The organism is Streptococcus sinensis (genome assembly GCF_000767835.1).
Classification (GTDB): domain Bacteria; phylum Bacillota; class Bacilli; order Lactobacillales; family Streptococcaceae; genus Streptococcus; species Streptococcus sinensis.
In genome coordinates this window covers 20799-40900 of the sequence record NZ_JPEN01000110.1, presented here as the reverse complement: position 1 = coordinate 40900, position 20102 = coordinate 20799, and the positions used below count along the sequence as shown (strand labels likewise).

Genomic DNA, 20102 nt, shown 5'->3' with positions numbered 1-20102 from the left:
CAGTACAGAACCAAATCCTTTCACTAATATTTTTTGTCCAACTTTTTGGGGTCAGTACACATTTCTGGCTTGAGTTTAAAATTTAGTTTTGATCTTTTTTCTTGTTAGATCGTCTGAATGCAATAAATCCAGGAATAATCACCACTAAAGCGATAATCAGCCACATACCATACTGATTAGAGTCGTTTTTCTTGGTTTCAGATTGATCTGATTGACTATCTTTCTTGTCATCTTTGTATTCTGCTAACAAGTTTGCTTTGTTATAACCCTCATAAACCAGATCCGCATCTTCGCCTTTTTCTTTCTTAATCTTTTCTTCCATCTCTGCTTCGATAGCTTTGATTTCTTTAAAGATTTTTTCTGAGCGTTCCAGAGCTTCTTTGGTCACTTCGGGACCAGCCTCTTTAGCTTGTTCATCTGAAAGTGACGCATATTTGGCATCGCGCTCAATCTGTTCTTTATCCCATTCTGCTTCTTTTTCTTTCCATGTTTCTTGGATGCTATTGCCAAAGATTTCTGGATATTTCATAGCCATTTGGTCAATATGCCAAACAGACCAGTACCAAGATTTACCGTCATATTTGGTTGAGCGGTTTTTGAAAGCTTCGTAGGTATCTTCGACATTACCGTAGAATGGCACATACGGAGTATTGCGGCTTTGGGCAAGACCGAGCCACATGATACCACCGAAAGCTGTTGGCAGGTTTTGCTTGATTTGATAAACGTGAGCATCAATTACGTTTTCATTACCAAGAGCATATTTGTAAACATTGCCATCGATCTTCTTACCGACTTCAACTAAGTCATCTGCTTTATATTCTGGCAAGTGTTCAAAACGATTTCTTTGTTCCGCGATCACATCATGAACCGTGTATTTCTTATTTGGATCAGTTGGTTCGCGCAAGAGATCAAAAGCTTCATCATCATAATTTACTTTTGCTTGCGGATCCATCCACTTGATACCTGCATAGGTCCGTGAACGGTTACGTTCCATGTATTCATCAGGTCCGTAAGATTTGGCAATCATGAAGTTGCCATCTTTGTCTGTCTTGTAGTTGTTTGCTTTTTTAGCCACTTCTTCCACATCTTTAGAAGCAATGACATTTTCTTTATCGTTCAAGTCGACATGGCCAAGATAGTAGGTATTGGCAAAGACAGCATATTTATTGGTTGGGAATCTAATGGCTACATATTGGTGACCAGACAGGATTTCCATGTACCACAGCTCATTTTTGTCTGCTGCAACGATAACATTTCCTTCTGCAGATCCTTTTTCATCCAAAACTTTCGCAACTGTCTCGATGACTTCACGCGCTGTTTTAGCACGAGGTAAAGCCAAATCAACCATAGAGGCTTCTGCCAATCCATTTTCCACAAGTGGATCTTCTTTCAAGACTTTGTCATTTGGTGATGCAGAAACGGTCGCTGTCATGGATACACCTGCTTCATTGAAACCGTGAGCGCCAAAATCTCCATTGCTGCCATTGCCACGATCAGAATCATAGACAGCTGTGTATTTCATTTCACTGGCCAAATGTGGGTAGGTAAATCCATTTGTCTCGTCTTCGAGTTTATCTCCTTCTTTATAGGTCTTAGCGGGTACGACCACATAGTTTTTATTGTGCCGACCGCCGTCAGGTGCATAAGGATAATCCTCTGTCCGACCGAATAAAGTAGAACCATCCGCTGTCAAGTCTTTCCCGACAATAAAACCAGAACAGGCCTGCGCTACATGAACAGGTAAGAGAGCAACTAACATTGCAAGAAACATTAGTTTAAGCAGTATTTTCTTCATAGTCTATCTCCTTTTGACTAGACACGGGACTGAAACCATTCCAGCCCAAGCAAAGTAAACCGTACTACCAACATTTCATCTTTAGTATATCCTTTTATTATATGTATTGCAAGCGATTACATAAATCTGTATAAAATCCTTGCTCCCATCTATTTTTAAACTACATGAGAAAAAATAGCCTAATTCTCTTAGAATCAGGAATTAAACTATTGATTTTTATCATCTTCTTGATGACCGTAGTGGATTACTAAAGTTTGTCACCGGAGACAAAATTATCAACTTGTGTCATTTTGCCTAAGAAAAATCTATCTGTTCTTTCTGCTACTAGTAGATCGAAAATTCGAAGAACTGACAAAAATTTTCTAATAATTTAGTTTAACCCATCAACCAGCTGCTTGAAGGTTCTTTTACAAAAAGAAAAAGACATCGATCGTAAACAAAGCTTGAAGAATATAGCCAGAACTTCTGCTGGGATATTTCAAAAAGTATGGTTAAAGTATAGATTTCTTTCTCCATGACCTTTTAATAAACTAAGTGACTAGGGAGCTAAAAAAGACCGGTCGCCCGATCTTTCATCTTGTATTAAAGTTCTTCATCTGTCTTGCAATGTCTCGGTTTTGCTCGCGGCGTTTGATGGACTCGCGTTTGTCATAGTCGTGCTTCCCTTTGGCTAAGCCCAGGAGCAGTTTGGCATAGCCGTCCTTGAGATAGACCTTAAGCGGCACCAGTGTCATACCAGTTCCCTTGGTCTCCTGCTCCAGCTTTTGGATCTGCTTCTTATGCAGCAGCAGCTTTCTGCGGCGCTCAGGCTCTTGGTTCCAGATATTGCCCTCTTCATAAGGAGCAATATGGACATTGCTGAGCCAGGCCTCACCGTTTTTAATCTGAGCAAAGCCATCTTTGAGATTGATACGGGCGGCACGGACGCTCTTGATTTCCGTACCGGTCAGCACCATGCCAGCCTCGATGGTATCTACGATGGTGTAGTCGTGTCTGGCCTTTTTATTTTGCGCGACGACCTTTCCTTCTCCCTTTGCCATGCTTGGCTCCTTTCTTGACTAGTTCCTTGTAAAATGCCTTCTGGCTCTTGCCTTTCTTGGACTTTTTATCTTTCTTATAGCCTTTTTCTTTGGCAGAATGGCTGCGCTTATCATCCTCACGACGTTTCTTTCTGCCTGACTTGCCTCTGCCAGTCTTGCTAGTCTTTTCTACCAGGTCAAATTCACTTGGCAGGTAGTCAAAGTCAATCTCGCCCGTAGCCTTATCCGCTCGGACCAGCTTGATACGAATCTGCTGACCGACCTTGAAGACCACGCCGGACTTTTCTCCTTGCAGGGTCATAGTCCGCTCATTATAGTTGTAAAACTCTGGCAGGTTGGTGACATGAATCAAGCCTTCGACCGTATTGGGCAGTTCGACGAAGAGCCCAAACTTGACAACACTTGAGACCACTCCGTCAAACTCTTCTCCGATGAATTCTTCCATATACTCAGCCTTCTTCATGGCTTCGACTTCTCGCTCAGCCTCGATAGCCCGACGCTCCCGGCTGGAAGACTGGCTAGCAATATCAGGAATCACTTGCTCAAAATGCTCTGCTATTTCCTTAGACTTGCCATAATCCCGCACCATCCGGTGAACTAGAAGGTCCGGATAGCGACGAATGGGACTGGTGAAGTGAGTATAAAACTCCGCTGCCAGACCATAGTGACCGTGATTGTGCTCAGAGTAGCGAGCCTGCTGCATGGAGCGCAGAAGCATCATGGATAGGACATCCTCATAAGGCTGGTCCTTCACCGCCTCCATAATATCCTGCAGGGCCTGCTGACTCATAGAGCTAGCCGTCCCGTATATCCGAATCCCAAAGCTGGAGGCGTAGTCGATAAACTTCTGCACCTTCTCCGCCTTAGGCTCCTCGTGGATCCGATAGATAAAGGGCAGATTTAGCTTAGCAAAATGCTCAGCCACCGTCTCATTAGCCACCAGCATAAAGGACTCAATCATGCGCTCGGCAATTCCCCGCTGACGCAGGACAATATCCACAGGCCGACCTTCTTTATTGACCATGATTTTGGCCTCATTGGTGTCAAAGTTGAGCGCACCCCGTTTAAAGCGCATGCTTTCCAGAATCTCATGCAGCTGGACCATACTGTCAATGCTAGGTACAATGGCCTTGAACTGCTCAGCCTTTTCCTGATCTCCTGCGATGATGTCGTTGACATCACTATAGGTCATGCGGAAGGTCGTCTTGATGACAGTCTGGGTGATAGTATGCTTGACCACGCGCCCCTTGGCATCAATCTCCATGATAGCCGACTGGGTCAGCCGGTCCACATTGGGATTGAGAGAGCAGATTCCGTTGGACAGGCGCTCCGGCAGCATGGGCACCACGCGGTCGGTCACATAGACAGAGGTTGCCCGATTAAGGGCTTCCTTATCCAGCTCAGAGCCTTCTTTGACATAGTAGGACACATCTGCGATATGGACGCCTAGCTCAAAGTTGCCATTTTTCAGGCGCTTGATATGAACCGCATCGTCCAAGTCCTTGGCATCCGCCCCATCTATGGTAAAGGTAATCTCTTCGCGAAGGTCCAAACGTCCTTCAAAATCGCTCTCTGACGGTGCATCCGGAACTCGCTTGGCCTCTTCCAAGACCTTGTCTGGAAACTCGGAGACAATATCCATGGATTCCAGCACTTCCAATACATCAATACCTGGATCATTGACATGGCCGACCACATCAACCAGACTAGCCACGAAGAAATCGTGTTTCTTGGTTGGATATTTGTCAATCGCGACCTTGAGTACCTCTGTGCCATCCAGAACCAAGGCTGGTTTTTTAACATAAATAGGCTGGCTGACTTTCTGATTTTTCGAGCGGATATAGCCTGCATACTTGGGCTTTTCCTCATCTAAAACCAGCTGGCCAACCGCTGACGTCAGGCTGTGCTCCAAAATATCGATAATCTTAGCCTCAGCTGATGTTCCCTTGATCCGGTCTGCTACCTTGGTAATGACTACCTCCACTGTATCGCCGTCAATCGCATAATTAACATCATTACGACCGACAAAAAGGTCATCCTCCTCCTCATTCAACGTGACAAAACCAAAGCCCATTTTGTGCGCATGAAAAACACCCTTGAGCGTCAGACGCTCCTGCTTTTTCTTCTCATAAAGCTCAATCCGCCCCTCGTTATCAAAGCGAATCTGATGCTTTCTTTCCATCTGGGAGATGGTCTTAACTAGGCTACTAAAAGCCTTGGAAGACTCTTTTCCCAAAGCAGCTGCCAACTCATCTACGCTGGCCTGCTGCCCTTCTTTTAAATATTCAATAATTTCTGATTTCATACTTTCTTTCTATTTATTATTGGTCTCTTGACCTTTACTGACCCTCTTTTAAACTCTAAAAAAAGGCCAAGACAAAGTCAGAGCCCATTTTATTTACTAGATAATACCGCCAATACCAAAGCAATCAGCAACCAGAAAAAGATCATAACTCCCGTTAATCGCTGCATGACTGCTTCAAATCCACGTGCCTTAGACCGCTCGAAGAGATCATTGGCACTAGAATCAAACACGTTGCTAGACTGATTTTTGGTTGGCTGCATGAAAATTGCAATAATAATAAAAGCTGATAAAATAACTAAAATTGTTAATAATAGGCTATACATAAACAAAACTCCTTAAAATCTTATCTATTTTATCATAAAATCTATTTATATTCAAGATGTAAGGTTACTTTTCTTTCCTTGGGGCAATACTTCAAAACCTCAATCTTGTCAGGATGAGTCTTGATGTTTTTGCTGGTCAGATAATTCTGACTGCCGCAACTGGAGCATTTTAAATGAATTTTAACGCGCACTAGATTTCCTTCTTTTTCAATAAATTTCTAAAACAAAAAAGGTTGATGAGGAGACTGACTGCTACTAAACCGGCCGTAGCATAAAAGACTGAATGATAGCCTGCTGTCGCTGCAATGGCCGAGCCAGACATGGGGCCGATGACACCTCCCAGATAAAAGAAAATCTGGTTGTAACTAAAGATTCGGGAAATTCCAAACTTAGGCGTAATCTTGCTCAATAGAGCGTTGACTCCCGGTACCAAAGCTCCAGTTCCTAAGCCAAACAAGAAACGGTAAAAACCGAGCTGAAGAGAGGAGCCTGCATGAGCACAGAGCAGGTAAATGATTATGGAATAAAACTGAGCTAAAAGCAGCAGGCGATGATTGCCCATCCGATCTCCCAGCCGACCCAGAAGACTAGAACTCATCATGCTGGACAGGCCCATACTAGAGACAATCAGACCAGAGACAAAAATCAAATTGTCTGTCTGACCTAGCTCCCGAATGTAAAGGGATAGAATAGGACCGATGGACTGGGCTGCAAACTGGATGACAAAGCTAGTCAGAAAAAGATTAATCAACAGCTTAGGATATTTAATCTGACGCATCAGCTCTCTAAAGCCAATCTCCTCTTCCTTGGTCACTGGGCTAAAATCTTCTTGGATGAAAGCAACCGTCATCTGAGTCGCAATCAGAAAGAAAAAGCCAATCAACAGAAAGACATTGCGGATGCCAAAGACTTCAGCAATTACTCCGCCAATCAAAGGCCCCATGAGATTGCCAGCAACAACACCTGTTGCCAAAGTTCCCAGCGCATAGCCAGTCTTGTCCTTAGGAGCCTGACTGGCAATCAGAGCTGTACTGTTGGGAACATAACCAGCAAAAACGCCATTGAGAAAGCGCAGGAATAAAAGCCAAAAAATATTGGGCACAAAGGCAAGTCCTCCCATCGTAAAGACCATTGCCGTAGCAGCCCGAATCATCATAGGTTTCCGCCCATAGCGGTCGGCCAGACTGCCCCAGACAGGAGATAGAAAGGCCGCTGAAACAGCCGAAAGGGCAATACCCAGACCAGCATAGTACTCCACTTCATGACCACGCGCTCCCAGCTGTTCCACAAAGAGTGGCATAAAAGGCGTCACCAGAGAAATGCTGGCACCAGTCAGGAAGTTCCCAAACCAAGCGACTTTCAGGTTATGTTTCCAGTTTACTTGTGACGTGATAAATCATCTTCTTTCTAATTTCTACAAAGCATCGCAGACTTGCTGTCGGGTAGCTTCACGCGGACCATTGTTATCAATGAGCACGTCCGCCCTCTTTCGTTTTTCTTGCAAAGATAGCTGAGCTGCTATGCGTTTTTCCGCCTCTTCCTGACTGAGACCGTTTCGAGTCATAAGTCGACTGAGCTGAGTTTCCTTCGTCACGTCCACCAGCCAGATTTGGTCAAACCAGTCCTCATATTGTAACTCAAACAGCAAGGGAAGATCCATAAAAAAGATGTCTTCCGTCTCTGCCAGCAAATCTCGCCTGCCAGCCAGCTCCTCGCGGATAATCTCGTTCTGAAGCTGACTGGACTGGGCCAAGAGTTCGGGATTCCCAAAAATCATAGCTCCCAGCTTGGGTCGGTCCAAGCGTCCATCTTCCTGTAAAATAGCGGAACCAAAAGCGGATAAGAGAGCTTGATAAAGTCGGCCACCCGGCTCTTGCAACTCATGGACCACCTGATCCGCATCGATAACCTGATAGCCTTGCTGACGCAAAAAGTCTGTTACCGTTGACTTACCCGAGGCAATACCACCTGTAATTCCGATAATTTTTGCCATGACAATCACCTCGCTTTTTGACAATGAGGGCAGAGATGAGTACCACGTCCTCCCAGCTTAATCTTTTCAATCGGACTGCCACATCTAGCACAAGGCTGACCAGTCTTTCCATAGACCTGCAGAAAATCCTGCATCGTGCCATCTTCACCCAAAGCATTGCGATAGGTCCGAATGGTCGAGCCTCTCTTTTCAATCCCAAGCTGCAAAACTTCTATAATCTGCTCACGTAGGCGCTTCACTTCAGCAGGCTTCAGACTATCTGCTGGCCTAGTCGGATGAATGCGCGCCCGCCAAAGCACCTCATCTACATAAATATTGCCCAGCCCAACGACCAAGGTCTGCTCCAGCAAATAGGGTTTGATGAGCTTTTTGGACCGACTCAAAGCTGCGGCAAAAGACGGTAAAAGAAAGTCCGCCTCTGTCGGCTCAGGACCAAGCTTTCTAGCAGCAAAATATGGCTCCAGATGATCTTTTCTCAGTAATTCCATGGTCCCAAACTTGCGGACATCCTCATAAACAAGGGTTCCGCCATCCGTCATCTCGAAAAAGACATGGGCATGCTTACGCTCAGGCACTTCATCAGGATAAAAATGATACTTGCCTTCCATTCGCAGATGGGAAACCAGCACTCCATCCGTCAGGTAAAAGAGCAAATACTTGCCCCGACGCCCCATCTTTTCAATGGTTTGACCCGGCAAGTCATGGACAAAAGCATCCACTCCCGTACCAATCATCTTGGCATAGCGGACCTGCACTTGCCTAATCGTCTTGCCAACAACCAGACGCTCCAAACCGCGCCGAACCGTTTCCACTTCAGGTAATTCAGGCATAAAGCTCCTTTCTATATTCTATTTATTAGTCAGAAATATACTCTAAAATATCAGCAGGCTGACAATCCAGCGTTTCACAGATAGCCAGCAAGGTTGCAAAGCGAATACCTTTAGCCTTACCTGTTTTTAGAATAGACAAATTTGCTTGTGTAATGCCAATAATTGTCGCCAATTCTTTAGAGGTCAAGCCCTTTTTTTCCAATACTTTATCTAAATTAACTTTGATTTTTCCCATTACACAAAACCATCTACATCTTCTTGAATTGTCTTCCCGTTTTTTATGACAAGATGCAAGACTCCTAAGACAACTACCAAAGCCAGACTATCCATATAGGGCAGAAATATATTATCTACAAGCTCTATCCAAGACTGTATAGATTCTTGACCGATAAAAATATCCCATATGACACTTCCAATAGGTAAGCAAGTGACTAAAATCAACATGTATCTGCTAAGCCTATAACTTTCATCTGTAAAAAGTTGATGGTTTATCATGCTGTGTAAAAATCTTCGAATCAGTCCAAAAAGCAAAATAGGAAGCAACCCCAGCCAAATCATCTCATAAGATAACCTCAATAACTCTCCAAGTGGAGTAGCAGTTGATTGCCAGTTATAAATCATCAAGACAATGGCTACAAAACCTCTAGCTAAAAACCAGAAAGCACAAAATATTTGTACCAAACAAGTAATTATGGTTATTACTTGTTTCAAAATTTGCATCTTCATAGCTTACCTCCTTATTGTTTTACGATAATTTATCCTTACAATTATTATAAAACAATAATTTAACTAGGTCAAGAAATATTGTAAAACGATAATTCTAAAACTAAGAAAATTGGTTAAAAAACCAATTCTCTGTTAATACTCCTTCTCATTATAGCCAAAGTCGGCCAAATCCAGCTTCTTGTCCCGCCAGTTTTTCTTGACCTTGACCCAGGTTTCGAGATAGACTTTATCACCCAGCATGATTTCAATATCGCGACGGGCCATTTTCCCAATCTTCTTGAGCATCACTCCTTGTTTGCCAATGATAATGCCTTTTTGGCTGTCACGCTCCACCATGATGGTCGCTCGGATATGGACTTTGTCCGTCTCCTCGTCCCTCTTCATACTCTCAATGACTACCGCCACCGAGTGAGGAACTTCTTGCTCCGTCAGCTTGAGAATTTTCTCCCGAATCATCTCAGACACTAAGAAACGCTCTGGATGGTCGGTGATTTGGTCTTCTGGGAAATACTGGAAGCCTTCTTCTAGATTGTTGCTGAGAATATCAACCAGATGGGAAACATTGTTGCCTTGCAGAGCGGAAATCGGTACGATTTCTTTGAAGTCCATCTGCTGGCGGAAATCATCAATTTGCGCTAAAAGCTGATCCGGATGGACTTTATCAATCTTATTAACCACCAAAATAACTGGTACCTTAGCCGCTTTCAAGCGTTCGATAATCATATCATCGCCCTTACCACGCGCCTCATCAGCCGGTACCATGAAGAGAACCGTGTCCACCTCACGCAACGTGCTGTAAGCCGCTTCTACCATGAAATCACCTAGAGCCGTCTTGGGCTTGTGGATTCCCGGCGTGTCAATAAAGACAATCTGCTCCTTATCCGTCGTGTAAATACCCATAATCTTATTGCGTGTAGTCTGGGCCTTGTCACTCATGATGGCAATCTTTTGCCCCATGACATGATTCAAAAAGGTTGATTTCCCAACATTAGGGCGTCCTAAAATGGCTACAAAGCCTGATTTAAAAGTCATTATGTTACCTCTATTATTTTCATTAAAACAGCAGAAAATCGGGGATGACCACCGATTTTCAAATTCTTAAAAAATCCAATCCCAAATTTTGGGAACAAAAATAATCAGCCCTGTCACAACTGCAAAGCCTGACACGACCAGAACAGCTCCCGCCGCCATATCCTTAGCATTCTTGGCCCGCATAGAAAAGTGATAGTCACTAGCCAGATCCACCACATTTTCAACGGCAGAATTCATAATTTCAAAGGCGATGACTAGAAAAATGCTCAGCAGCAAAAAAAGCCACTCCGCAGCAGAAATACGAAAAATCAAGCCTGCAATGATAGCAGCAAAAGCCGAAAGAACATGACTCTTCATATTCTTTTCTTCCTTAAAGGCCGTGAAAATCCCCGTCAGGGCAAACTCCAAACTCGAAATGACATCCCGATTCTTCCATTTGCGCTTGTTTTTTTTATTGTCTTGTAAGTCCATAAGCCGTTAAAATTTCTTCCTGTAAGCCAAACATTTCTGCTTCTTCTTCTGGCGTATAATGATCATAGCCATTGATATGCAGAAAACCATGCACCGCCAAAAAACCCATCTCTCGCTCAAAACTGTGACCGTATTCTTCCGCCTGCTCCCGCACCTTGTCCACCGAAATGAAGAGCTCGCCGATATAAGCATCAAAATCCTCCAGCATCTCAACCAGCTCAGGATTGTCCGCCAGATCTTCCTCGTCAAAGGCAATGTCCAGCTCTGGCTTGTATTCCAGACTGATAACATCCGTCGGTCGGTCGGTATCCCGATATTCCAAGTTGAGCTCATGGCTGCGCTCATTTGTTACAAAGGTTACAGCCATTTCCTTATTTTCTTTGCCCGTTTTCTGAGCCGCAAACTCCAAGATTTCCTGAGTCTGCTTGATGATTTCTTGAGAAACCTGACCGGTTTCATCCACCATTTCGATATACATATTTTACCTGCCTTACTAATATTACTTTTATTATACCACATTTGAGCGCCTATGAGGGCATAAGCATAGTATTTGAACTAGAAGAAAGTCCTGATTTAAAACCAAAAAAGGCTGAGAAAATCTCAACCTTTCTATCGAGTGCTAATTGCCGGGATCGAACCGGCGACCTCATCCTTACCATGGATGCGCTCTGCCAACTGAGCTAAATCAGCAGTACTTATCTACTATATCATGTAGATAAACACTTGTCAATATCCTTTCTCATTTTTTTGCAAAATATTCTTCCCTAGTCAGATAGTAATGCACTCGTGTCACAATGCGCCCTTCCTCATGCTTGTCTAAAGCCGCATAAGGCTCTTCGTGGGAAAAGATCATCCCCGACTTTTGCATGACCCGACCAGAGGCAGGATTATGGATATCATGGAGGGCTACCAACTTGTTCATCCCAATCTCCTCAAAGGCTAACTTAATCACCGCCTGATTGGCTTCCGTCGTATAGCCCTGATTCCAGTATTTTTTATTGATCACATAGCCGATAGCTGCCGTTTTTAAGTCCAACCGAATCTTATGCAAGTCAATCGTTCCGATAAAGTCTCCCGTCTCCTTCAGCTCGATCCCCCAACGCCCCAAAGGATTAGCGAGGTAAAACAAGGCAATATTATTGTGAGTTTCTTCTAGATTTTTGTTAGTCTCAAAAGTATAACGAGTATTTTCCTCATCCGAAGCATATTTAAACATGGCTGGGGCATCATCCAAGGTCACCGGACGCAGAATCAGCCGCTCAGTTTCTAGTCTAAAATGACGGGCCAGTTTGACATAGATATTTTCCATCAAATCCTCCCCATTTTTCTTACCAGAATAGCACAATTCCCAGATAAAAACAATCCTTCCCAATTTTTTCTTGCTTTTTGAAACGGTTTTATATAAAATAAAATCATCACAAAATTCGACTCGGCTCTCTCCGTAATTTCCTATTATTGAGGGACTGGATTTAGAAAAAGGAGTAAACCTTTATGTTAATTGGAATTCCTAAAGAACTTAAAAACAACGAAAATCGCGTTGCCTTGACACCCGCTGGTGTTCATAGCTTAGTTGGTCGTGGTCATCGTGTCCTTATCGAAACAAATGCTGGTCTCGGTTCAGGATTTACTGATGCTGACTACCAAAAGCAGGGAGCAGAAATTGTCGCTACTGCTGGTGAAGCTTGGGCAGCAGAATTAGTCGTGAAAGTAAAAGAACCACTAGCTTCTGAATACGGATACTTGCGCGATGATCTTCTCCTCTTCACTTACTTGCACATGGCCGCTGCTCCAGAATTGGCAGATGCTATGCTAGCAGCCAAAACAACAGGAATTGCCTATGAAACGGTCCGTGACAATCAAGGACAACTACCACTCCTCGTTCCTATGAGTGAAGTTGCAGGTCGTATGGCGGTTCAAATCGGAGCTCACTTCCTTACCAAACAAGCTGGTGGCTCTGGTGTCCTACTTGGTGGTGTACCAGGTGTTCCAAAAGGAAAAGTAACCATCATCGGTGGCGGTGTCGTCGGGACACATGCTGCCCGCATCGCCCTTGGGCTTGGTGCTCAAGTGACTATTTTAGATATCAGTGCTAAACGTCTCTCAGTGCTAGAGGAAGTCTTTGGGAACCAAATCCAAACTCTTATGTCAAATTCTTTCAACATTGAGGCAAGCGTGAGAGATGCTGATGTGGTAATTGGAGCGGTTCTCATCCCTGGTGCCAAAGCACCGAAATTGGTGACAGACGAGATGGTCAAACAAATGCGTCCAGGTTCTGTTATTGTGGACGTAGCAGTTGACCAAGGCGGGGTCATCGAAACAGCCGATAGAGTGACTACTCATGATGAGCCAGTCTACGAAAAACACGGGGTCCTCCATTATGCTGTTGCCAATATCCCTGGTGCTGTAGCCCGTACTTCCACTATTGCCCTGACCAATGTCACTCTGCCTTATATCGAGGCGCTGGCAGGAAAGGGCTTCAAGCAAGCCATTGCTGAAGATGAAGGCCTGCGCCAAGGTGTGACGACCTACCAAGGTCACATCACCAGCCAGCCCGTTGCAGAAGGTTTGGGACTGGACTATACCTCTATTGACCAACTTGTATAAAAATAAAGAAAGAGCAGATTTCACCCTTCTGCTCTTTTCTTATGCTATTCTGTTTCTTCTTCTATCGCCTCATCTGCTCTTGGTTTAACTGGCACAGGCTCATAAGCTCGGATAATCTCCGCCACCACCGGATGGCGGACCACATCCTTAGCCGATAAATGCACAAAATCAATCTGGGAAATGTTTTTCAACTTCTCCTGAGCGTCAATGAGTCCAGATTTGACATTGCGAGGCAGGTCAATCTGACTGATGTCTCCATTGACAATCATTTTGGACTGGAAGCCGAGACGTGTCAAAAACATCTTCATCTGCATGATGGTGGTGTTCTGAGCTTCGTCCAGAATCACAAAGGCATCATCCAGCGTCCGCCCCCGCATATAGGCTAGGGGAGCAATCTCAATGATTTCTCGCTCCATCAGGCGCGTTGTCTGATCCTTACCTAAAATCTGATACAAGGCATCATAGACTGGTCGCAGATAAGGATCCACCTTCTCCTTAAGGTCACCAGGAAGAAAGCCCAGACTCTCACCAGCTTCAACTGCTGGTCGTGTCAGAATAATCCGCTTGACCTGACCACGCTTGAGAGCTGTCACCGCCAAGGTCACCGCCAGAAAGGTCTTCCCCGTTCCGGCTGGACCGATACCAAAGACAATATCATGATTTTTAACGCTGTCCACATAGATTTTTTGGCCCAGTGTCTTGACCCGAATCGGCTTGCCATAGCTATCCTTGATAATCTCTTCTTCATAAAGTGCTACAAACTTATCAATCTCACCATTTTTGACCATGGTAATAGCTGTCACCACATCGGGCGTAGCAATCGTCATGCCACGATTGATCAAGACCAAGAGAGCCTGGATGACCTGTCTGGCCTCCTCACAGGCGGTCTCTGTTCCCAAAATCTGCACAATCTCAGTTCGGGCATGGATGGTCACCTTCAATTCCTGCTCCATCAGGCGCAGATAGCGTTCATTAGAGCCAAAGAGATGAAAAGAATCATCTGGATGGCCCAGCTTCAATTCTACTGAATGTTCCTGCAAATAAAGAACCTCTCTATTTTAAATTTTTTGAATGAATTACCTTTATTATATCAAAGCAAGCAGAAAATGACTATCCCCAGCCATCAACCAATCAATGGGCCTGATATTCTTCCCAAATAGCATCAAACTCGCCCAAGTTAAAGGAAAAATTTGCATGCTCCTCCAGAAAACGACTGACTTCATCAAAATCATCCGTATGCTTGGGAAAGGTCGTATCCTGAAAAGCCAAGTCCGCCAAAATAGCCTTGGGCTCCTTGCTCTTAGGATTGCGCTCTGTCATCAGCCAGCTGTAAAAAGATTTTCTCATAGGATCCTTTCTTTAAAAATGTATTCCTTCAAGCATAAGCTCTTAGCTATCGATTCTCCATCCTCACACCAACTCCGTTCCAGTCGGGTCCTGTTTGATTTTACCAGCTTTCATGAGACCGCCCAGAGCTTTTTTAAATTGGCCTTTAGAAATGTCAAAAGTCGCCTTGATGTCGTCTGGTGAGGATTTGTCGTTCAAAGTCATAAAGCCGCCGTTACTCTCCAGATAGGTCAAAATCATCTGAGCATCGTTTTCCAGCATTTCAAAGGAACGAGGCTTGAGGGAGAGGTTAAGGGTGCGGTCTACTTCACGGAAGCCAATCACCCGAGCATCCAGTACTTGTCCCAAACGTGGCTCTGCATAGCGCTCGCTTGGATGGATGAAGCCCAGCATATTATTCTCCGGCAGGTAGACAAAGGTGCCAGAAAGCTTGAGCCGGTAAACAATAGCTGGCCAGTTTTGGTTCTGCATATTATTGTAGGCAGGACGAGCCAAGCGTTGGAAGTCCTCCTGATAAGCCAGCTGTCCCCAGATGCGGTCTTTTTTGTCCACATCGAGACGGATATAAAGGCGGTCGCCTTTCTTAGGCCAGAGTTCTTTTATCTCTGGCAAAATGTCCAACGACACTACGATTTGCTTATCTGGCAGACCGGTATCGACAAAGACTCCCAGATCCTTGCGGACCTCTGTGACCGTTCCCCAACCAAACTGCTCTTGTGTAGCCGTGACTTCAATAGTTGTCAGGCGAAGCTTCTGCTTCATATCGCTGTAGGCAAAGCCTTTGACAGACTGACCTAGCTCATGCACTCCCTCTTTCTTAGAAAGGGCGTAAGTCTGACCGTCCTTTTGAACAAAGTAAAAGCGATCATTTTCATCCGTGATAATCCCCACGATGAATTTAGCAAGATTTGTATTCATATAGTCCTATTTCTACCTTGCTTCTTCAAACTGCAAGGATTTTAATGTTAAAACAACTCAGTCAGCCAAGGCCAACTGAGTTTTGATTCTGATGGTTTTTAAACTTCTAAGAGTTCCTTTTCCTTAGTTGCTGTCATGTCATCGATATGCTTAACTGCATCATCAGTGACTTTTTGGATGTCCTTTTCTAAGGTTTTCAATTCGTCTTCAGTAATTTCTTTAGCTTTTTCCTGCTTCTTCGCTTCGTCCATAGCATCGCGGCGAATGTTACGGATAGCAACCTTGGCATTCTCACCGACTTTCTTCACTTCCTTAGCCAAGTTCTTACGGGTTTCTTCAGTCAGGGCTGGGATAACCAGACGAATCACAGAACCGTCGCTTGCTGGTGTAATTCCTAGGTCAGAAGCATTAATCGCACGTTCAATATCCTTGATAGAAGACTTGTCAAAAGGTGTTACTAAGAGCACACGCGCTTCTGGAATTGTAATAGAAGCGATTTGGTTGAGCGGAGTTTCTACTCCGTAGTATTCTACATGGATGCGATCCAAAAGGCTGGCATTAGCGCGGCCTGCACGGATGCTGCCATATTCACGCGCCAGACTTTGGTGCGAGTGGGTCATTCTTTCTTTTGCTTTTTCTACAATTTCATTTGCCATTTTATTTTCTCCTAATTCTTATAACTTATTTGAGACAGTTGTCCCGATCTGCTCGCCAAAGACCACTCGTTTGATATTGCCCGGTTCATTCATGTTAAAGACGACTAAGTCAATATCATTGTCCATAGAAAGAGTAGAGGCGGTCGAATCCATGATACGCAAGCCCTTGTTGATCACATCACGGTGAGTCAGTTCGTCAAACTTGACAGCAGTTTTATCTTTGTTTGGATCGGCATTGTAGACACCATCCACGCCATTTTTAGCCATGAGAATAGCGTCAGCTTCAATTTCCGCAGCACGTAGAGCAGCTGTCGTATCTGTTGAGAAGTATGGTGAACCAATACCAGCACCGAAAATAACAATCCGTCCCTTTTCCAGATGGCGGAGAGCTCGTCCGCGGATGTAAGGTTCAGCAACCTGCTGCATAGCAATCGCCGTCTGCACGCGGGTATCAACCCCAACCTGCTGCAAGGAATCTGCCATTACAAGTGCATTCATGACTGTTCCCAACATCCCAGTATAGTCTGCTTGAACCCGATCCATACCTGCTTCTGCTGCTGGTTCCCCCCGCCAGAGATTGCCACCACCAATAACCAAGGCAATTTCAATCCCCAACTCATGGACTTCCTTAATCTCTTCAGCCATTTTTTGGACAATCGCGATGTTGATGCCCACGCCTTTTTCACCAGCCAAAGCTTCCCCGGATAGTTTAATCAAAATACGCTTATATTTAGGTTCTGCCATTTTTACACTCCTTATATTATCTGTACTATTTTACCATAATTTGAGATTTTTACATAGTCATATTTCTTAAAAAATTCTATTTTTACAATGCTACAGAATCTTGTTAAAAAGAATCAGTATGAACGTCTATGCCATCTCACCCTTTACTGAAAATCAAACTAGTCTTGTCAAAATCTGCCTGCAACTCATACTTGCCGCCCTCATTCTGACGAATATAACCTAAAATCACCAGACTATCTACAAAGATATCGCGTCGCTTCTGCATCAGTTCATCCTTACGGACATATTTAAGCAGAAAGCTTGTCATATATTTCAGGGCATATTCTGAATTCACATCTCCCAAAATGGCATATAACTGTTCCTGCTCCTTACTCAAAGGATACTGATTTTTCAGTTTATAAAAATAGTTGGCCAAGGTCAGCTTATCCCTTTGAAAGTCTGTCTGTTCCAGCAGAATAGCCGCATTGGTCTGATTGGAAAGTCGGGTTTCAAAGCGCAAGTCTAGCAATTCCTGATAAAGTGGACTGTCGTCCCGAATAAAGACTTCCTGATCCAGAGACAGATTTTCTAGGTTTTCCAGAAGCGGAACCTGCTGATAATATCGCTTATTTTCCCTCCGAATGTAGCCCGCCTTAATGCATTCCTCTATGAAGCGATCTAGATTGGGAAAGTCCGCAAATTCGCGTTTAATCTCTCTCAAAATCACATCATCTTGCCGATCCAGATAATTGATTAATTTTTGAAATAAGGGCTGACGTGTCAGCCGAGTCGGATTGATAACCTTAATCATGGAGCTCTCCTCTAAAAATGAGCTTGGCTGACTGAGCCAACTGACTGGGATTGGTACCGGGTTGCCCTAATGGAACGGCTAAGCCCAAATCACGATAGTAAGCCTGCCAAAATGAAGACACAGCATTTTCACCATCAGCAAATTGCATGGGAATTGTCTCAAAAATCGGCAGAATCCTAGCGATATACTCCGAGCAGTAAAATCCCTCGCTCTCAGGGTAAAAACTAGCATTATAAGGCTTTCCCAGATGGGACTTAGCCTCTTCAAAGACGGCAAGCGCATCTATATCAGGATAGAAAAAGGCATGGTAAACATCCTCTTCCTTCAAAAACTGAGTCAAAGGCTGACGGATGACTCCCTTGTCCTCCGTCGCATGGTACATTTCCCCATCAAAAAAGATGCCCACATGACTGTAAGAGCCTGTTGCTGTCCGAATCGCTGCTGCCATATCGGATTGCCCGATTGTAAACAGCAAATCTCCATTTTGTAGATTTTGAGTTTTCATTTCTATAATCTATTAAAAAAGGAGCCGAAACTCCTTTTGAATATGAGGAAAATAAGTTTTCCCCATCTACCAACTTAAATTGTCTAAGGAACTATTTAAGCATTAAAACTTTCAGTCAACTGAGGCACAACTTGTTTCTTACGAGAAACAGCTCCTGCCAAGAAAGCATGATTGTTCTCAAGAACGAAGTTAAAGGCTGCTTCAACCTTATCCATATTGCTACCGAGAGCTAGGATTTCAGAGTTGGAGTTGACGATATCTGTAATCATCAAGACAAAGTCAGAGTAGCCATTATCAGTGTTAGTCTTTTCAATAGCTGCTTCGATTTCTGCTTGACGCTCCAAGACTTCCGCAATATCTACAGTGTTGACTTGCGCCACACGGACATTATTTCCGTTCAGCTCAAAAGTTTTGGCATCAATGTCAATCAATTCTTCTGCAGACTTACTCGCCAAGTTTGTACCAGCCTTAAGCATAGCCAAACCATATTCTTCCAAGTTAACACCAGCTAGTTCAGCCAATTCTGGTGCAATGACCTTGTCACTTGGATGAGTGGTTGGTGACTTGAGCAAGAGGGTGTCAGAAATCAAGCCTGACAATAGAAGACCTGCAATTTCCTTAGGTACAGCTACACCGTGTTCCTTGAACATACGGTAAACAATAGAGGAAGCAGAACCCACTGGTTCCAAGCGCATGTAAAGCGGGCTAGCTGTTTCAAAGTTAGCAACACGGTGGTGATCCACCACGCCGTAGACTTCAACATCAGCAATGTCTGCAACAGACTGTTGGAATTCATTGTGGTCTGTCAGGATGACCTGTTCAGCTCCTTCTGCCTTAGCAGATGTAATCACGCGCGGTGCAACCACACCAAAATAATCCAAAACAAAGGCTGTTTCTTCATTAGGCTCGCCCAGAGCAACCGCTTCTGTATCCAAACCGTAAGCTTCACGCGCCAGATAAGCAAAGGCATAAGAAGACCCGATTGCGTCTGAGTCAGGATTTTGGTGACCGAAAACTAAAATTTTAGACATGATAAACCTCTTCATTTTATAATAATTTGACTACAATTATTTTACCATATTTATCAGATTTTCTCCAAAAGAGAGTGGAAATTTTTATAAGAAAAACAGACTGAGAAAAATTCTCAATCTGTTTTGTTTAAGCATTGTGCACCCGATTCATGTACTCAGTGTAGGATTCTGTCTGCATCAGCTCCTTGGCATTCTTGACCCGCTCAGCAGTTGGCGGCTTAACACCTTCCAGTGAATACGGAATCCCCAGCTCCTTCCACTTAAACTCACCCATAGTATGATAAGGCAAAATTTCAAACTTGTCTACGTTTTTCAGCGTTTTGACAAACTTACCCAACTCAATCAAATCTTCATCACGATCGGTCAGACCTGGCACCAGAACATGGCGAATCCAGACAGGTTTTCCAATATTGGACAGGTACTTAGCACAGGCCAAAATGCTCTTATTGCTCTGGCCGGTCACAATTCTGTGCTGAGCATCATTGATTTCTTTGATATCCAGCAAGACTAAATCCGTCACCGCCATGAGCTTATTAAATTTTTCCAAATAGCGAGGGGTATTTCTAAAAGGCAGGGCACAGGTATCCAGCGTACAGTGAATGCCCAGCTCTTTCGCTTTGGTAAATAAGGCAATCAGAAAATCAATCTGCAGAAGAGCTTCTCCGCCGCTGACTGTAATACCACCTTTATTGCCCCAAAAACCTTTGAAACGAAGGGCTTCCTCCAACACATCGTCTACCGTACGCAGCCGAGATTTGTTGGTCTCCATCTCCCATGTATCTGGATTGTGGCAATACTGACAACGCATATGGCAACCCTGCAAAAAGACAATGAAACGAATACCTGGTCCGTCCACAGCTCCAAAACTCTCCGTAGAGTGCACCATTCCCGTTACTTTTCCATAATCAATAGCTTCTTCAACCATAATGACCCTCTTAAACTTGAAAACGTTTTATTCTTAACTATATTATACCACGACTTCAGTAAAAATT

At 44.1% G+C, this 20102-nt stretch carries 24 protein-coding genes and 1 tRNA gene; 1 reads left to right on the top strand and 24 read right to left on the bottom strand.

The window, feature by feature from the left end; all coding sequences use genetic code 11:
- Nucleotides 1–82: 82 nt before the first annotated feature.
- The 15 genes from SSIN_RS09570 to SSIN_RS09505 form a co-directional block, all read right to left on the bottom strand.
- Nucleotides 83–1795 (bottom strand): C69 family dipeptidase, encoded by a 1713-nt coding sequence (locus tag SSIN_RS09570; protein WP_037618410.1) that lies wholly within the window; start codon nt 1793–1795, stop codon nt 83–85.
- A gap of 572 nt (nt 1796–2367) precedes the next feature.
- Nucleotides 2368–2835: an SsrA-binding protein SmpB gene (gene smpB, locus SSIN_RS09565; RefSeq protein WP_002894882.1), complete on the bottom strand. Its 468-nt coding sequence runs from the start codon at nt 2833–2835 to the stop codon at nt 2368–2370.
- The gene (gene rnr, locus SSIN_RS09560) at nt 2798–5140 is read right to left on the bottom strand and encodes a ribonuclease R (protein WP_037618408.1); all 2343 of its coding nucleotides are present in this window, start codon (nt 5138–5140) and stop codon (nt 2798–2800) included. The genes smpB and rnr overlap by 38 nt, the downstream gene beginning before the upstream one ends.
- 89 nt (nt 5141–5229) lie before the next feature.
- A complete protein-coding gene (gene secG / locus SSIN_RS09555; protein WP_037618407.1) occupies nt 5230–5463 on the bottom strand; it encodes a preprotein translocase subunit SecG in 234 nt (77 codons plus the stop codon).
- Between the two features lie 41 nt (nt 5464–5504).
- A complete protein-coding gene (gene rpmG, locus SSIN_RS10400) occupies nt 5505–5654 on the bottom strand; it encodes a 50S ribosomal protein L33 (RefSeq protein ID WP_084578642.1) in 150 nt (49 codons plus the stop codon).
- Complete coding sequence (locus SSIN_RS09550) at nt 5654–6856, bottom strand: multidrug efflux MFS transporter (RefSeq protein WP_280513279.1); 1203 nt, start codon at nt 6854–6856, stop codon at nt 5654–5656. Before SSIN_RS09550 ends, rpmG begins: the two co-directional genes overlap by 1 nt.
- A gap of 21 nt (nt 6857–6877) precedes the next feature.
- The gene (gene coaE, locus SSIN_RS09545) at nt 6878–7456 is read right to left on the bottom strand and encodes a dephospho-CoA kinase (RefSeq protein WP_037618402.1); all 579 of its coding nucleotides are present in this window, start codon (nt 7454–7456) and stop codon (nt 6878–6880) included.
- 5 nt (nt 7457–7461) lie between these two features.
- Nucleotides 7462–8286, bottom strand: coding sequence for a DNA-formamidopyrimidine glycosylase (mutM, locus tag SSIN_RS09540; RefSeq protein ID WP_037618400.1), 825 nt, complete (start codon nt 8284–8286; stop codon nt 7462–7464).
- Between the two features lie 25 nt (nt 8287–8311).
- Nucleotides 8312–8521: a helix-turn-helix domain-containing protein gene (locus SSIN_RS09535; RefSeq protein ID WP_037618398.1), complete on the bottom strand. Its 210-nt coding sequence runs from the start codon at nt 8519–8521 to the stop codon at nt 8312–8314.
- A complete protein-coding gene (locus SSIN_RS09530) occupies nt 8521–9012 on the bottom strand; it encodes a hypothetical protein (RefSeq protein ID WP_037618396.1) in 492 nt (163 codons plus the stop codon). Before SSIN_RS09530 ends, SSIN_RS09535 begins: the two co-directional genes overlap by 1 nt.
- Nucleotides 9013–9144: 132 nt before the next feature.
- Entirely contained in the window at nt 9145–10044 is a 900-nt protein-coding gene (era, locus tag SSIN_RS09525; RefSeq protein ID WP_037618392.1) for a GTPase Era, read from the bottom strand.
- A gap of 66 nt (nt 10045–10110) precedes the next feature.
- Nucleotides 10111–10515 carry a diacylglycerol kinase family protein gene (locus SSIN_RS09520; RefSeq protein ID WP_037618389.1) on the bottom strand — a complete coding sequence of 135 codons (405 nt, stop codon included), beginning with the start codon at nt 10513–10515 and terminating at the stop codon, nt 10111–10113.
- Entirely contained in the window at nt 10496–10993 is a 498-nt protein-coding gene (ybeY, locus tag SSIN_RS09515; protein ID WP_037618387.1) for an rRNA maturation RNase YbeY, read from the bottom strand. The genes SSIN_RS09520 and ybeY overlap by 20 nt, the downstream gene beginning before the upstream one ends.
- A gap of 139 nt (nt 10994–11132) precedes the next feature.
- Nucleotides 11133–11205 (bottom strand) — tRNA-Thr (locus tag SSIN_RS09510).
- 49 nt (nt 11206–11254) lie between these two features.
- Nucleotides 11255–11824, bottom strand: a complete 570-nt coding sequence (locus SSIN_RS09505; RefSeq protein ID WP_037618383.1) for a GNAT family N-acetyltransferase — start codon at nt 11822–11824, stop codon at nt 11255–11257.
- A gap of 182 nt (nt 11825–12006) precedes the next feature.
- Between SSIN_RS09505 and ald the strand changes: the two genes are divergently transcribed.
- The gene (gene ald, locus SSIN_RS09500; RefSeq protein ID WP_037618381.1) at nt 12007–13119 is read left to right on the top strand and encodes an alanine dehydrogenase; all 1113 of its coding nucleotides are present in this window, start codon (nt 12007–12009) and stop codon (nt 13117–13119) included.
- A 44-nt stretch (nt 13120–13163) separates the two neighbouring features.
- On the opposite strand, the gene SSIN_RS09495 is transcribed toward ald, so the two are convergent.
- From SSIN_RS09495 to pflA, 9 genes are all read right to left on the bottom strand, one after another.
- Nucleotides 13164–14159 carry a PhoH family protein gene (locus tag SSIN_RS09495; RefSeq protein ID WP_037618379.1) on the bottom strand — a complete coding sequence of 332 codons (996 nt, stop codon included), beginning with the start codon at nt 14157–14159 and terminating at the stop codon, nt 13164–13166.
- A gap of 91 nt (nt 14160–14250) precedes the next feature.
- A complete protein-coding gene (locus SSIN_RS09490; protein WP_037618377.1) occupies nt 14251–14466 on the bottom strand; it encodes a YozE family protein in 216 nt (71 codons plus the stop codon).
- A gap of 63 nt (nt 14467–14529) precedes the next feature.
- Nucleotides 14530–15384: an RNA-binding virulence regulatory protein CvfB gene (gene cvfB / locus SSIN_RS09485; protein ID WP_037618375.1), complete on the bottom strand. Its 855-nt coding sequence runs from the start codon at nt 15382–15384 to the stop codon at nt 14530–14532.
- A 98-nt stretch (nt 15385–15482) separates the two neighbouring features.
- Nucleotides 15483–16040, bottom strand: coding sequence for a ribosome recycling factor (gene frr, locus SSIN_RS09480; protein WP_037618373.1), 558 nt, complete (start codon nt 16038–16040; stop codon nt 15483–15485).
- A gap of 18 nt (nt 16041–16058) precedes the next feature.
- Nucleotides 16059–16784 (bottom strand): UMP kinase, encoded by a 726-nt coding sequence (gene pyrH, locus SSIN_RS09475; protein WP_037618371.1) that lies wholly within the window; start codon nt 16782–16784, stop codon nt 16059–16061.
- A 136-nt stretch (nt 16785–16920) separates the two neighbouring features.
- The gene (locus tag SSIN_RS09470) at nt 16921–17574 is read right to left on the bottom strand and encodes a DUF1803 domain-containing protein (protein ID WP_037618369.1); all 654 of its coding nucleotides are present in this window, start codon (nt 17572–17574) and stop codon (nt 16921–16923) included.
- Nucleotides 17567–18079 carry a YiiX/YebB-like N1pC/P60 family cysteine hydrolase gene (locus SSIN_RS09465; protein WP_037618367.1) on the bottom strand — a complete coding sequence of 171 codons (513 nt, stop codon included), beginning with the start codon at nt 18077–18079 and terminating at the stop codon, nt 17567–17569. The genes SSIN_RS09470 and SSIN_RS09465 overlap by 8 nt, the downstream gene beginning before the upstream one ends.
- A 95-nt stretch (nt 18080–18174) precedes the next feature.
- The gene (locus SSIN_RS09460; protein ID WP_037618364.1) at nt 18175–19110 is read right to left on the bottom strand and encodes a manganese-dependent inorganic pyrophosphatase; all 936 of its coding nucleotides are present in this window, start codon (nt 19108–19110) and stop codon (nt 18175–18177) included.
- A 127-nt stretch (nt 19111–19237) separates the two neighbouring features.
- A complete protein-coding gene (pflA, locus tag SSIN_RS09455; RefSeq protein ID WP_037618362.1) occupies nt 19238–20035 on the bottom strand; it encodes a pyruvate formate-lyase-activating protein in 798 nt (265 codons plus the stop codon).
- Nucleotides 20036–20102: the final 67 nt, after the last annotated feature.

What these genes read in the sequence shown, in the direction of transcription:
- SSIN_RS09570 (WP_037618410.1), bottom strand. Translation starts at nt 1,795, where the DNA reads ATGAAGAAAATACTGCTTAAACTAATGTTTCTTGCAATGTTAGTTGCT.
- rnr (WP_037618408.1), bottom strand. Translation starts at nt 5,140, where the DNA reads ATGAAATCAGAAATTATTGAATATTTAAAAGAAGGGCAGCAGGCCAGC.
- frr (WP_037618373.1), bottom strand. Translation starts at nt 16,040, where the DNA reads ATGGCAAATGAAATTGTAGAAAAAGCAAAAGAAAGAATGACCCACTCG.
- era (WP_037618392.1), bottom strand. Translation starts at nt 10,044, where the DNA reads ATGACTTTTAAATCAGGCTTTGTAGCCATTTTAGGACGCCCTAATGTT.
- SSIN_RS09460 (WP_037618364.1), bottom strand. Translation starts at nt 19,110, where the DNA reads ATGTCTAAAATTTTAGTTTTCGGTCACCAAAATCCTGACTCAGACGCA.
- SSIN_RS09520 (WP_037618389.1), bottom strand. Translation starts at nt 10,515, where the DNA reads ATGGACTTACAAGACAATAAAAAAAACAAGCGCAAATGGAAGAATCGG.
- SSIN_RS09490 (WP_037618377.1), bottom strand. Translation starts at nt 14,466, where the DNA reads ATGAGAAAATCTTTTTACAGCTGGCTGATGACAGAGCGCAATCCTAAG.
- pyrH (WP_037618371.1), bottom strand. Translation starts at nt 16,784, where the DNA reads ATGGCAGAACCTAAATATAAGCGTATTTTGATTAAACTATCCGGGGAA.
- cvfB (WP_037618375.1), bottom strand. Translation starts at nt 15,384, where the DNA reads ATGAATACAAATCTTGCTAAATTCATCGTGGGGATTATCACGGATGAA.
- smpB (WP_002894882.1), bottom strand. Translation starts at nt 2,835, where the DNA reads ATGGCAAAGGGAGAAGGAAAGGTCGTCGCGCAAAATAAAAAGGCCAGA.
- SSIN_RS09530 (WP_037618396.1), bottom strand. Translation starts at nt 9,012, where the DNA reads ATGAAGATGCAAATTTTGAAACAAGTAATAACCATAATTACTTGTTTG.
- ybeY (WP_037618387.1), bottom strand. Translation starts at nt 10,993, where the DNA reads ATGTATATCGAAATGGTGGATGAAACCGGTCAGGTTTCTCAAGAAATC.
- mutM (WP_037618400.1), bottom strand. Translation starts at nt 8,286, where the DNA reads ATGCCTGAATTACCTGAAGTGGAAACGGTTCGGCGCGGTTTGGAGCGT.
- pflA (WP_037618362.1), bottom strand. Translation starts at nt 20,035, where the DNA reads ATGGTTGAAGAAGCTATTGATTATGGAAAAGTAACGGGAATGGTGCAC.
- secG (WP_037618407.1), bottom strand. Translation starts at nt 5,463, where the DNA reads ATGTATAGCCTATTATTAACAATTTTAGTTATTTTATCAGCTTTTATT.
- SSIN_RS09470 (WP_037618369.1), bottom strand. Translation starts at nt 17,574, where the DNA reads ATGATTAAGGTTATCAATCCGACTCGGCTGACACGTCAGCCCTTATTT.
- SSIN_RS09465 (WP_037618367.1), bottom strand. Translation starts at nt 18,079, where the DNA reads ATGAAAACTCAAAATCTACAAAATGGAGATTTGCTGTTTACAATCGGG.
- coaE (WP_037618402.1), bottom strand. Translation starts at nt 7,456, where the DNA reads ATGGCAAAAATTATCGGAATTACAGGTGGTATTGCCTCGGGTAAGTCA.
- SSIN_RS09535 (WP_037618398.1), bottom strand. Translation starts at nt 8,521, where the DNA reads ATGGGAAAAATCAAAGTTAATTTAGATAAAGTATTGGAAAAAAAGGGC.
- ald (WP_037618381.1), top strand. Translation starts at nt 12,007, where the DNA reads ATGTTAATTGGAATTCCTAAAGAACTTAAAAACAACGAAAATCGCGTT.
- SSIN_RS09505 (WP_037618383.1), bottom strand. Translation starts at nt 11,824, where the DNA reads ATGGAAAATATCTATGTCAAACTGGCCCGTCATTTTAGACTAGAAACT.